Source organism: Millionella massiliensis, from assembly GCF_900104655.1.
In the GTDB taxonomy this organism is placed as follows: domain Bacteria; phylum Bacteroidota; class Bacteroidia; order Bacteroidales; family Rikenellaceae; genus Rikenella; species Rikenella massiliensis.
The window spans coordinates 1-11,726 of sequence record NZ_FNWD01000002.1; the positions used below are offsets into that span (position 1 = coordinate 1).

Sequence of the window (11,726 nt, forward strand, 5' to 3'; positions counted from 1 at the left end):
ATCGACAGCAAAAGGGGGCCAACCACAACCGAGATTACGCCCCAGTCGACACGTTCGGGCGTGCGCGCCTGCACCAACCACCCCGGCAAGAAGGTGCTGATCCTGTCTCTTAACCGCATCTGGAGGTGTATAAGAGACAGAAGTCCCGTCCTGCGGCTGCCGCTCGTCCCGAAGGTGTCCGTCCGCCGGAACCGCGTAAACGGGTGATGAAACCCGCGCCTAAACCGGCCCCTAAACCGACTCCCAAGCCTCGTAAGCAGGCTCCCGTCGCCGATGACGGCGGGGTGGCCGACCGTTACATCTGGTTCAGCCTGCTGTTGCTCTTTGTCGCCGGCTTTATGGCCGTGTCGACCGTCTCTTATCTGATCTATTGGAAAGCCGACCAGAATATCGCCAACTGGTCCAATCTCTTTATCAGCGTTCAGCAGGATGCGCAGAACTGGGGCGGACGGCTCGGGGCGATTCTCGGTCACAATATCATCGGGCGTTGGTTCGGTATCTTTGGCGAGCTGCTACCGTTGATCGTCTTTTTTATCGCTATCAAACTGTTGCAGTTGAAATCGCTCCGGTTGCGCCGGGCCATTCGTTCAACCCTGATGCTGATGATCGTGGGGTCGATCGGAGCCGGCCACTTCTTCGGTCCCGACCCGCAGGTCTTCGGAAGCGGATGGGGTGGAGCGCACGGCGTATTCATCGCCCAGTGGCTCAATGCCATTATCGGCTACGAGGGGACCGCACTGCTGGTCATTGCGGCCTTTTGCGGAACCCTGTATTATGCTAATGGTCTGCTGATTCGCAACTGGGCAGCCAAATTGCGGGCCTATAAACATCGCAAGGCCGAGGAGCGTCAAACCCGGCTGGAACTGCAGCGGCTCGAAGCGCAGGAGAAGATGCTCCACATGCGGGCCGCGATGGAGCAGCGGCGTCAGGAGCTTGCCGAACAGCAGGCACGTATGGAAGAACAGGAGGCCGAAGCGCGAGCTGCGGCTGCGGCCTCGGCAGCAAGTGCTGCTGAACAGAACGCCACAGAGGCAGGTAAGGCTTCGGAAACTTCCACCCCGGGATCATCTGTGGTCGGAGAATCATCGCCGGCTCAGGCAGCGGTTGCGGTGGCTGATGGTGGTACGGCGCAGGCTGCTGCCTCGTCGCCGGATGCGGAGAGGGGACCCGTTGTTTCGGATCCGCAGTCGTTCGAACCCGCAGCTGTGCCGCTGCAACAGGTGGAATCGACTGCACCCGTGGCAGACTATCCTTATGGCTTGGGGATGCCTCAACCGGCCGATCGGGCTCGTTTGGTTCAGAACATGGACGGTACGTGGGGCTACCTGATCGGTTACGACGACTGGGGACAGCCGATTATCTACTCGTTTGACCGCGAAACCTACTATTACAATTTGGCCTATTACGGTGCTCCGGCCCAAACGGTCGGTGTGTCCGATCCGGCAGCATCCTATGGTGCTGCTGCGTCAGGTGAACCGGAAGAGGAACCTGAAGAGGAGAATCCGTTTACGTTGGAGACCCGACCGGCGGCCTCTGAACCGGAACCGGCAGCGGAGACTTTTGACGTATCGGCACCTGGGATACCGGTTGCAGCGGAGCCACTCCCGCCGGTTCAATCCGAGGAGGAAATTGTTCGCCCGCAGTCGGGACCCATCTCGTTGAGCCCCGTTGTCGAGCCGACCGTATCTGCGCCTGCCGCGTCTATCCAGCCCGACAGTTCGTTCGAGCAGTCCGTTCCTGCTGCCCCCGAGACAGATGCCGTTTCGCAGTCATCGCAACTGTCGCAGCCTTTTGCGCCGCAGGAGGACGATCCCGGATTCATTGTCGAACAACCCGAAGAGCAGCAGGTGGCCGACGAAGTCGTCAACAGCAGCGACCTGTACGACCCGACCCTCGAGTTGTCGCACTACCATAAACCGCCCATCGAGCTGCTGGACGATCATACCAAACGGGTCATTGTGACCGACGAAGAGCTGGTCGAGAACAAGAACCGTATCGTCACGACGCTCGAAAACTTCGGGATCCGGATCGATACGATCGAAGCCACGATCGGGCCTACCGTCACGCTGTACGAGATTGTTCCGGCCCCCGGCGTGCGTATCAGTAAAATCAAGAACCTCGAAGACGACATTGCCCTGAGCCTCTCGGCGCTCGGTATCCGTATCATCGCTCCGATTCCCGGCAAGGGAACCGTCGGGATCGAGGTGCCCAACAAGGACAAGGAGATCGTCTCGATGTACTCGGTTATCAAGTCGCCCAAGTTCCACGACTCGCATGCCGACCTGCCTGTGGCGCTCGGAAAGACCATCCAGAACGAAACCTTTGTCTTCGACCTGGCCAAGATGCCCCACTTGCTGGTAGCCGGTGCCACAGGACAGGGGAAATCGGTCGGCCTGAACGCCATTATCACCTCGCTGCTCTACAAGAAGCATCCGGCCGAGCTGAAATTTATTCTTGTCGACCCCAAAAAGGTCGAGCTGACCCTCTATTCGAAACTCGAAAAACACTTCCTGGCCAAGATGCCCGATGCCGACGAAGCGATCATCACCGATACCCAGAAGGTGATCTATACGCTCAATTCGCTCTGTATCGAGATGGACGCACGTTACGACCTGCTCAAAGCCGCCGCGGTGCGTAACATCAAGGAATACAACGAGAAGTTTATCAACCGACGGCTCAATCCCGAAAAGGGACATCGCTATCTGCCTTACTTTGTGGTGATCGTCGATGAGTTTGCCGACCTGATTATGACGGCCGGCCGCGAGATAGAAACCCCGATCGCCCGTATCGCCCAGCTGGCTCGTGCTGTGGGGATTCACCTGATTATCGCGACGCAGCGACCCACTACCAACATCATCACGGGTGTGATCAAGGCCAACTTCCCGGCTCGTATCGCGTTCCGCGTAACGAGCATGATCGACTCCCGGACGATTCTCGACCAGCCCGGCGCCAACCAGCTGGTCGGTCGGGGCGATATGCTGATTTCCACCGGGAACGAGATTACCCGTGTGCAGTGTGCCTTTATCGATACGCCCGAAGTAGAACGCATCACGGACCATATCGCCCGCCAGCAAGGCTATCCGTCGGCCTACGAACTGCCCGAATATACGCCCGAGGGCGAGGAGTCTTCGACCGTGAGCGGCGATGTGCTGAGCAAACGCGATTCGCTCTTCGAAGAAGTGGCACGATATGTGGTAGCTAATCAGCAGGGGTCGGCATCGACCATCCAACGCAAATTCTCGATCGGCTTCAACCGTGCCGGCCGGCTGATCGACCAGTTGGAGGCCGCCGGTATCGTCGGACACAGCGAGGGGGGCGGCAAACCGCGCCAGGTGCTGGTCAGCGATCCGATGTCGCTCGAAATGATACTCGATAACTTGTCGTAAACCATGAAAAAGATTTTTGGGATATGTCTGCTGGCCCTGCTGGGGACGGTTGCTGTCCGTGCCGACCAACAGTCGGAAGCCGTACTCGGTAAATTGCGCGAAAAGGTGCGTTCGTTTACCAGCTACAAACTGACTTTCAATGCAAAAGTAGAGGGCGACGGAAGCGTACAGGGAACCCTGGTGGTGAGCGGTCGCCGTTTTGCGACCCGTGTGCGGGGACAGGAACTCTACTATGACGGGACGACGCTCTGGAACTACGTGCCGCAGCAGCATGAGGTCACGATCGAACGGCTGGACCCCAACAGTCCCAATGTGCTGTCCAACCCGTCGAAATTGATGAATATCGACCCGAAGGATTACAACCACCGTTCGCTGGCAGGCGTGACGTCGGCAAAGGGTACGGCGCTGCAGGTGGTGGAGTTGACCCCGAAGGTTGAGACGCCCGATTATCGCTCGATTTTGCTCTATATCGACCCCGCAACGTCGCTTCCGGAACGGATCGTAATCGATACGCCGACGGCCGAAAATCCGGTCGAATTGACGGTCGTAAAGCTCGAGCCGGGTGTCCCCGTCTCCGAGTCGACATTCCGCTTCGATACGCGTGCCCATTCCGATGTGGAGGTGATCGATTTCCGATAGGGCATTTAAAGCTCGCTAATGGATTTTACAGGTGCGTTTTGTAACGTGCCGCTGCGAGGCAGGGAAATTCCCTGCCTCTTTTGTTGAGTGCTGTGGGGGCGATGGGTGGGGTGCTCGATGAGGCGGCATGAATGGCGATTGTATGAGCTATTGGTTATTTCACGTGGATGGAAGTCTCCCGCCTGTAATTTTCAATGAATATTTGAGAATCCAGGAGGCAGTAGGATAGGTACGCCCTTGGGAGTCGGATTGGTGGGTGGTTTGACGGTATGTTGGCCGGTGTTGTTTGGTCCTTGTATTAAAGGAGAATAAGTGGTTATTCCCGAAAATACCATGATCCACAATGTAGTGGTAAACGGCAATTATTCCATCCGTGCGGAGGCGGGATAGCTGATTGAAAGGTTATAAAAAAGTTTCGGGCAGGTTCTCCATCTGAGAGAACCTGCCCGAAACCGTATAAAGCGGGAGTGTTCCGGAAACTATTTGTTGTTTTCGGGACGCAGCTGGCGTACGACAACGCCGGCCTGCCACATTTCGCTGTCACGCAGCTCTTTGAGCTCTTTTTCGAGACCTTCGCGGTAGTCGGGTTTCGAGTTGCAGTCGATCGAACGCTGTGCTTCGTTGCCGTTGGCTACTTCGCTGTACAGTTTTTCGAATACCGGCAGGGTAGCGTCGCGGAACGGTTTCCACCAGTCGAGCGCACCACGCTGTGCGGTGGTCGAGCAGTTGGCGTACATCCAGTCCATACCGTTTTCGGCTACGAGCGGCATCAGACTCTGGGTCAGCTCTTCGATGGTTTCGTTGAAGGCTTCCGACGGAGTGTGGCCATGTTCGCGGAGCACCTGGTACTGAGCGGCGAAGATACCCTGGATGGCACCCATCAGCGTACCGCGTTCACCGGTCAGGTCGGAGAATACTTCGCGTTTGAAGTCGGTTTCGAACAGGTAGCCCGAACCGACACCGATACCGAGGGCCAGTACACGGTCTTTGGCTTTGCCGGTAGCGTCCTGGAATACGGCGTAGCTGGAGTTCAGACCACGGCCGGCTACGAACATACGACGCAGCGAGGTACCCGAACCTTTCGGGGCTACGAGGATAACGTCCACGTCAGCCGGCGGAACGATACCGGTTTTTTCTTTATAGGTGATGCCGAAGCCGTGCGAGAAGTAGAGGGCTTTGCCAGCGGTCAGGTGTTTTTTGACAGTGGGCCAGAGGGCGATTTGTCCGGCGTCCGACAGCAGGTATTGGATGATGGTACCTTTTTCGCAGGCTTCTTCGATTTCGAAGAGGGTTTTGCCGGGAACCCATCCGTCAGCTACTGCTTTGTCCCAGGTTTTGGAGTTTTTGCGTTGGCCGACGATCACGTTGAAACCGTTGTCGCGCAGGTTCATGGCTTGACCGGGACCTTGTACCCCGTAGCCGATCACTGCGATCGTTTCGTCTTTGAGGATCTCTGCTGCTTTGCTCAGCGGGAATTCTTCGCGTGTTACTACGCTTTCTTCCACACCGCCGAAATTGATTTTTGCCATTGTTGTGTGTGAGTTTGTTGTATTTGGTTTTTGTCTGTTCTTGTTTGTCGAACCATAAAGGTACGCATTTATCCGCAATGTTGTTCCCTCGAGAGTCCATTTTACCTCTCGCACGGGGCTGTTTCGGCGATGTCGCGCTGAAACAGTAGGCGGATGCGCTGTTTGAGGGGCGGACGTTACGGCGTAAAAGTTCTCCCGAATGTGGGGTTTCGGGTGTTGCTGTACGGTGGGGCTGTGAAAGTGCCTGAACGTGACTGGCAAACCTTTCGAGAGCGACCCGTCGGGTCAACCTGTGGGGGCCGAACGTCGGAGGGGCGGGGATTAGTCGCCGAGGTAGTCGCGACGCTGGTCGATAATGCCGCTGAGGGCGCTTTCGACGGTTGCGTCGTGCAGAACGATGTTTTCGGAACGGGTAAACTGTTGAAGCATGCCGCTCTGGGTGAGGTAGTCGCGCAGGGCTTCGATGTCTTCCTTGGCGCCGGTGCGTTCGAGAACGACGTATTCGGGGTTGATCTCGATCACGCGGGCGTTGTACTCTTTCAGGCAGGTGTCGCCACCTTTGAGGAAGAGTTCGGGCGAGACTTTATAGAGGGCGATCTGTTGAGCGGTGAATTCGTCGGTGCGGTATTTGTCGGCACGCAGCACTTCGATGATACGTTCGATGCTGCTCAGAATGCGGCAGGCGGTATCTTCGGTGGTGAAGGCGTGGATGGTGAACATACTGATCCCTTTGACGGGGGTCTCGCTCACCTTGAGGCTCTCGATATTGATTTTGCGCCGGGTGAAGATCGAGGTGATACGCCCCAGTACACCGACTTGGTTTTCGGTGAATACGGTGATGATGTATTCGCGGATGGTGGTATCCGTATCTTTGATTGGTGCCATAGCTGATCGTTCGGAGTGGTGGGGTTATTCGGAGTAGAGCATATCGTCGAGCGAGGCGCCGCCGGGAACCATCGGGAAGACGTTGTCTTCCTTGCCTACGACGACTTCGAGGAAGCAGGGACCGTCGCATGCGAGCAGCTCCTGAACGGCTCCCTGGAGTTCGTCGCGATGAATGATGCGTCGTGCGGGGAGACCGTAGGCCTGGGCAATTTGTACGAAGTCGGGGTTGACGAGTTCGGTAGCGTTGTAGCGTTTCTCCATGAAGAGCTGCTGCCACTGGCGAACCATGCCGAGGAAGGAGTTGTTCAGGACGATGACTTTCACGGGGATGCCCCAGTGGATCATGGTACCGAGCTCCTGCATGGTCATCTGGAAACCGCCGTCGCCGAGGAAGACCACCACGTCGCGTTTGGCGGTAGCGGGATCTTCGTCGAGGGCCACTTTGGCTCCGATGGCTGCGGGCAGACCGTACCCCATTGTGCCGAGGCCGCCGGAGGTAATCAGGCTGCGTGTATGTTTGTAGGTGGAGTAGCGGGCTGCCATCATCTGGTGCTGGCCGACGTCGGTGACGATGACGGCTTCGCCGTTGCTTTCGCGGGCAACGGTGGCCACGGCTTCACCCATGGTGAGCTCTTCGCGATGGGGGTTGAGCTGGCGGTCGATGACCTTTTCCTGTTCGGTCTGGGCGTATTCAGCGGCTTTCTGGAACCACTCGGTGCGCGGCTTGTTGGTGACGGTGCCGGCGGCGAGGATGGCTTCCAGTGCTTCGCGCGCGTCGGCCACGATAGCCAGGTCGGTGCGCACGTTTTTATTGATTTCGATGGGGTCGATTTCGATGTGGATCACCTTGGCCTTGGGAGCGTAGGTCTTGAGGTTGCCGGTGACGCGGTCGCTGAAGCGCATGCCGACGGCGATGAGCAAATCGGCTTCCTGGGTCATCAGGTTGCCGGCCACGTTACCGTGCATGCCGACCATGCCGATGTAGAGGGGATGGTCGCTGGGGATGCACGAAAGCCCCATGAGGGTCGAGGCAATCGGGATATTGCCGGCTTCGGCCAGACGGATGACGGCCTCTTCCGCGCCCGAGATCTTCACGCCGTTTCCGACGAGCAGCAGGGGGTGTTCGGCTTCGTTGATAAGTTCGAGAGCCTCTTTGGCTGCTTCGGTGTCGACGGCCGGATCGGGGTTATAGCTGCGGATACCGGTGCAGGGCTTCCAATGGTAGTCGCCGCGTGCGGTCAGGGCGTCTTTGGTCACTTCGATGTAGACGGGACCGGGACGTCCGGCGCGGGCGATATAGAAGGCTTTGGCGATGGTGGGGACCATCTCTTCAAAGCGGGTGATCTGGTAGTTCCACTTGGTGATGGGCACGGTCATGTTGATCATGTCGGCTTCCTGGAAGAAGTCGGTGCCGAGGGCGGTGGAGGGTACCTGGGCCGAGATGCAGACCACGGGAGTGGAGTCGAGCATGGCATCGGCGATACCGGTCAGCAGGTTGGTGGCGCCGGGGCCGGAAGTGGCCATGCAGACGCCGGTCTTGTTCGACACGCGTGCATAACCCTGAGCGGCGTGGACGGCTCCCTGTTCGTGGCGGGTGAGCAGGTGGCGCAGTTCGGGGTAGTCCTGCAGACGGTCGTAAACCGGAGTGATGCTGCCTCCGGGGTAGCCGAATACGGTGTCGACGCCCTGGTTGATGAGTGAGGCGAGGAGCGCTTCGGCGCCGGTGATATTTTCTTTGTCGGTATATCTCATGGCTGGGGTTTCCTTGGGGTATGGTGAGTCTGGGGGTAGTGTTCGGGGGTGGAGCCGGTTATTCGACGATCCGGATGGCACCTTTGTCGGCCGAGGAGACCATGTTGGCATAGGCCTGAAGGGCTTTGCTGACGGTGCGCTGGCGGTTGGGACGGAAACCGGTGGTGGTCCGGATCTGTTCCATACGCTGGGCCAGAACGTCGTCGGCCACTTCGAGGGTGATGGTGCGGTTGGGGATGTCGATATGGATCTTGTCGCCGTTTTCGACGGCTGCGATCAGACCGCCGGCGGCGGCTTCCGGAGAGCAGTGGCCGATGGAGAGGCCCGAGGTGCCGCCCGAGAAGCGTCCGTCGGTGAGCAGGGCGCAGGCTTTGTCGAGTTTGACGGTTTTCAGGTACGAGGTGGGGTAGAGCATCTCCTGCATGCCGGGGCCACCTTTGGGGCCTTCGTAGCGGATGATGACGATGTCGCCGGCTTTGACGGTACCGTCCAGGATGCCTTTGCTGGCCTGTTCCTGCGAGTCGAAGACGCAGGCGGTGCCGTCGAATACGAGGATCGAGGCGTCGACACCGGCAGTCTTGACGATGCAGCCGTCGGCGGCGATGTTACCGTAGAGGACGGCCAGTCCGCCGTCTTTCATGTAGGCGTGGTCGATGTCGCGGATACAGCCCTGGGCGCGATCGGTGTCGTAGTCGGGGTACATGTTGCGCTGCGAACCGAGGGTGATGTTGAACTTGCCGCCGGGAGCGGAGAGGTATCGTTCGGTGTCGGCGCTGGTGGCGGTGGTGCCGAGGTTGTAGATGTCGTATTTGGCGATGGCCTGAGCCAGAGTGAGGCCGTCGGCGCGCAGGGTGGTGCCGTCGATGAGACCGGCACGCATCAGGATGCCGAGGATGGCGAGGATGCCGCCGGCGCGGTTGACCTCCTGGATGTGGTAGGGCGAGTGGTTCGGAGCCACTTTGCAGAGCACGGGCAGTTTGCGCGAGAGGGTGTCGATGTCTTTCATGGTGAAGTCGACGCCGGCTTCGCGGGCCACGGCCAGCAGGTGGAGCACGGTGTTGGTCGAGCCGCCCATGGCGATGTCGAGGCTCATGGCGTTCAGGAAGGCTTCGCGGGTCGCGATCGAGCGGGGCAGCACCTTGTCGTTATCGTTGAAGTAGTATTCGCGTGCGTTTTTGACGATCAGTTTGGCGGCTGCTTCGAAGAGTTTGCGGCGGTTGGCGTGGGTGGCCACGATGGTGCCGTTGCCGGGCAGCGACAGGCCGAGCGCTTCGGTCAGGCAGTTCATCGAGTTGGCGGTGAACATGCCGGAGCAGGAGCCGCAGGTGGGGCAGGCGCCCTGTTCGATGCGGGTGAGTTTTTCGTCCGAGATGTTGGGGTCGGCGCCTTTGACCATCACGTCGATCAGGTCGTAGGCTTCGCCGTCCACTTCGCCGGCTTCCATCGGGCCGCCGCTGACGAAGACGGCCGGGATGTTGAGCCGCATGGCGGCCATCAGCATGCCGGGGGTGATCTTATCGCAGTTCGAGATGCAGACGATGGCATCGACGCCGTGGGCCTGGCACATGTATTCGACTGAGTCGGCGATCAGGTCGCGCGAGGGGAGCGAGTAGAGCATCCCGCCGTGTCCCATGGCGATACCGTCGTCGATGGCGATGGTGTTGAATTCGGCGGCGTAGCATCCTTCGGCTTCGATCATCTGTTTGATCTGCTGGCCGATTTCGTGCAGGTGGGTATGGCCCGGCACGAACTGGGTGAAGGAGTTGACAATGCCGATGATGGGTTGGCCGAATTGGCTATCTTTCATGCCGTTGGCACGCCAGAGGCTTCGAGCTCCGGCCATGCGGCGGCCTTGGGTGGTTACATCGCTGCGTAGTGGTTTCATTCCTGTCATTGCAATCTTAGTCATACAAATGAAGAAAGAAAAAATCCCCCGGTCAAAGTTGGTTGCCGGGGGATTACGATGTTCAAAGTGATTTTTGTGTATATAAATACTTTGCTATTAGTCTGTTGTGTTGTTATTCTTGTCGGTTTTCAGCGCCTGTTTTTTGTCGTCGTGTCCGGCCAGCGGGTGCAGTAGCAGGGTCTGGCGCAGGTCGTCCATCTCCAGGTGGGTATAGATCTCGGTCGTCAGGATCGATTCGTGACCCAGTAGCTCCTGAACGGCGCGGATGTCGGCTCCGCCCTGAAGCAGGTGGGTGGCGAACGAGTGGCGCAGGGTGTGGGGGCTGACGGTTTTGGTGATGCCGGCAGCGGCAGCGCACTTGCGGATGATGGTGAAGATCATCACGCGGGTCAGCCGTCGGCCGTGCTGGTTGAGAAACAGCGTGTCGGTCGAGTCCGGGGCCACGTACATGGTACGGCGCTGTTCGAGGTAGTACTCCACCTGTCGCAGGGCGGTGTCGGCGATCGGAACGAGGCGTTGCTTGTCGCCCTTGCCGGTCACGCGGACGATTTTCTCTTCAGTGAAGAGGTCGCTCAGCCGCAGGTTCACCAGCTCGCTCACGCGCAGTCCGCAGCAGTAGAGCACCTCGAGGATGGCGCGGTTGCGGTGGCCGAGGGGGCTGCTCAGGTCGATGCTGTCGATCATGCGGCGTATCTCGTCGTAGGAGAGGGTGTCGGGCAGCTTGCGGATGATTTTCGGCGAGTCTATCAGTTCGGTGGGGAGCGTCTCGATGCGGTCGCTGTGGAGCATGAAGGTGAAAAAACTGCGCACGCCGCTCAGCATGCGGGCCTGGGTGGTGTTTCCCGCGCCGCTGTCGTAGACGTGGGCCAGAAAGGCCTCGATGTCCGGGGCGGTCACGGCGGCGGGCTCCTTCGGGGCGGCGCTGCCCAGCAGGAACTGGCTGAATTGCTGAATATCGTGCAGATAGGCGGTGATGCTGTTCGACGAGAGACCGCGTTCGAAGCGCAGGTAGTCGCGGTAGTTGTCTATGGCTTGTCGCCAGCTGTTTTCAAGGTTCTGTTCGCTCATGGGCCTTCGGTGCTCCGTACGTTCTTCTAACGAAAAATTAACGACACGCAGCGTGCGAAATTATCCAAATTTGCATAAATTTGGGCTTCATTCGGAGAAATAATGAAAAAACTGTTGATTATCAACGGACCCAACCTGAACCTGTTGGGCCTGCGCGACAAGGAGGTCTACGGCTCCCAGTCGTTCGAAGATTATTTGACGGAGTTGATCGCCGAATTCGGCGACCGTGCCGAACTGGACTACTTCCAATCCAACGTCGAAGGCGAGATCATCAACGCCCTGCACGACGCCCGTAACAAATACGACGGAGTGGTCCTCAATGCGGGCGGATATACGCATACTTCCGTGGCCATTGCCGATGCGATCGGTGCGGTGGCCTCCTGCGGACTGAAAACGGTCGAGGTGCACATCTCGAACATCATGGCGCGTGAGGAATTCCGCCACGTGTCGCTCATCTCGCCGCGTTGTGCCGGCTCGGTGATGGGTTTCGGCATGCAGTCTTACCGGTTGGCGATTTATAGTTTTCTGTAATAGAGGATAATAATAGGGGGGAGGAGACTG

General features: G+C 58.5%; 8 protein-coding genes. 3 read left to right on the forward strand and 5 right to left on the reverse strand.

Annotated features, from left to right (window positions below; genetic code table 11):
- Positions 1 to 125: 125 nt before the first annotated feature.
- Positions 126 to 3,386 carry a DNA translocase FtsK 4TM domain-containing protein gene (locus BQ5379_RS00020; RefSeq protein WP_143039342.1) on the forward strand — a complete coding sequence of 1,087 codons (3,261 nt, stop codon included), beginning with the start codon at positions 126 to 128 and terminating at the stop codon, positions 3,384 to 3,386.
- Between the two features lie 3 nt (positions 3,387 to 3,389).
- The gene (locus tag BQ5379_RS00025; RefSeq protein ID WP_071133540.1) at positions 3,390 to 4,025 is read left to right on the forward strand and encodes an outer membrane lipoprotein periplasmic chaperone LolA1; all 636 of its coding nucleotides are present in this window, start codon (positions 3,390 to 3,392) and stop codon (positions 4,023 to 4,025) included.
- Positions 4,026 to 4,504: 479 nt separating this feature from the next.
- On the opposite strand, the gene ilvC is transcribed toward BQ5379_RS00025, so the two are convergent.
- The 5 genes from ilvC to xerD form a co-directional block, all read right to left on the reverse strand.
- On the reverse strand, positions 4,505 to 5,554 hold the full coding sequence (gene ilvC / locus BQ5379_RS00030; protein WP_071133541.1) for a ketol-acid reductoisomerase: 1,050 nt from the start codon (positions 5,552 to 5,554) through the stop codon (positions 4,505 to 4,507).
- Between the two features lie 321 nt (positions 5,555 to 5,875).
- On the reverse strand, positions 5,876 to 6,439 hold the full coding sequence (gene ilvN, locus BQ5379_RS00035) for an acetolactate synthase small subunit (RefSeq protein ID WP_071133542.1): 564 nt from the start codon (positions 6,437 to 6,439) through the stop codon (positions 5,876 to 5,878).
- Between the two features lie 24 nt (positions 6,440 to 6,463).
- A complete protein-coding gene (ilvB, locus tag BQ5379_RS00040; RefSeq protein ID WP_071133543.1) occupies positions 6,464 to 8,191 on the reverse strand; it encodes a biosynthetic-type acetolactate synthase large subunit in 1,728 nt (575 codons plus the stop codon).
- 58 nt (positions 8,192 to 8,249) lie between these two features.
- A complete protein-coding gene (ilvD, locus tag BQ5379_RS00045) occupies positions 8,250 to 10,076 on the reverse strand; it encodes a dihydroxy-acid dehydratase (RefSeq protein ID WP_071133544.1) in 1,827 nt (608 codons plus the stop codon).
- Between the two features lie 117 nt (positions 10,077 to 10,193).
- Positions 10,194 to 11,165, reverse strand: coding sequence for a site-specific tyrosine recombinase XerD (gene xerD, locus BQ5379_RS00050; protein ID WP_071133545.1), 972 nt, complete (start codon positions 11,163 to 11,165; stop codon positions 10,194 to 10,196).
- 102 nt (positions 11,166 to 11,267) lie between these two features.
- On the opposite strand from xerD, the gene aroQ reads away from it, so the two are divergent.
- Positions 11,268 to 11,696, forward strand: a complete 429-nt coding sequence (gene aroQ / locus BQ5379_RS00055) for a type II 3-dehydroquinate dehydratase (RefSeq protein WP_071133546.1) — start codon at positions 11,268 to 11,270, stop codon at positions 11,694 to 11,696.
- Positions 11,697 to 11,726 lie beyond the last annotated feature (30 nt).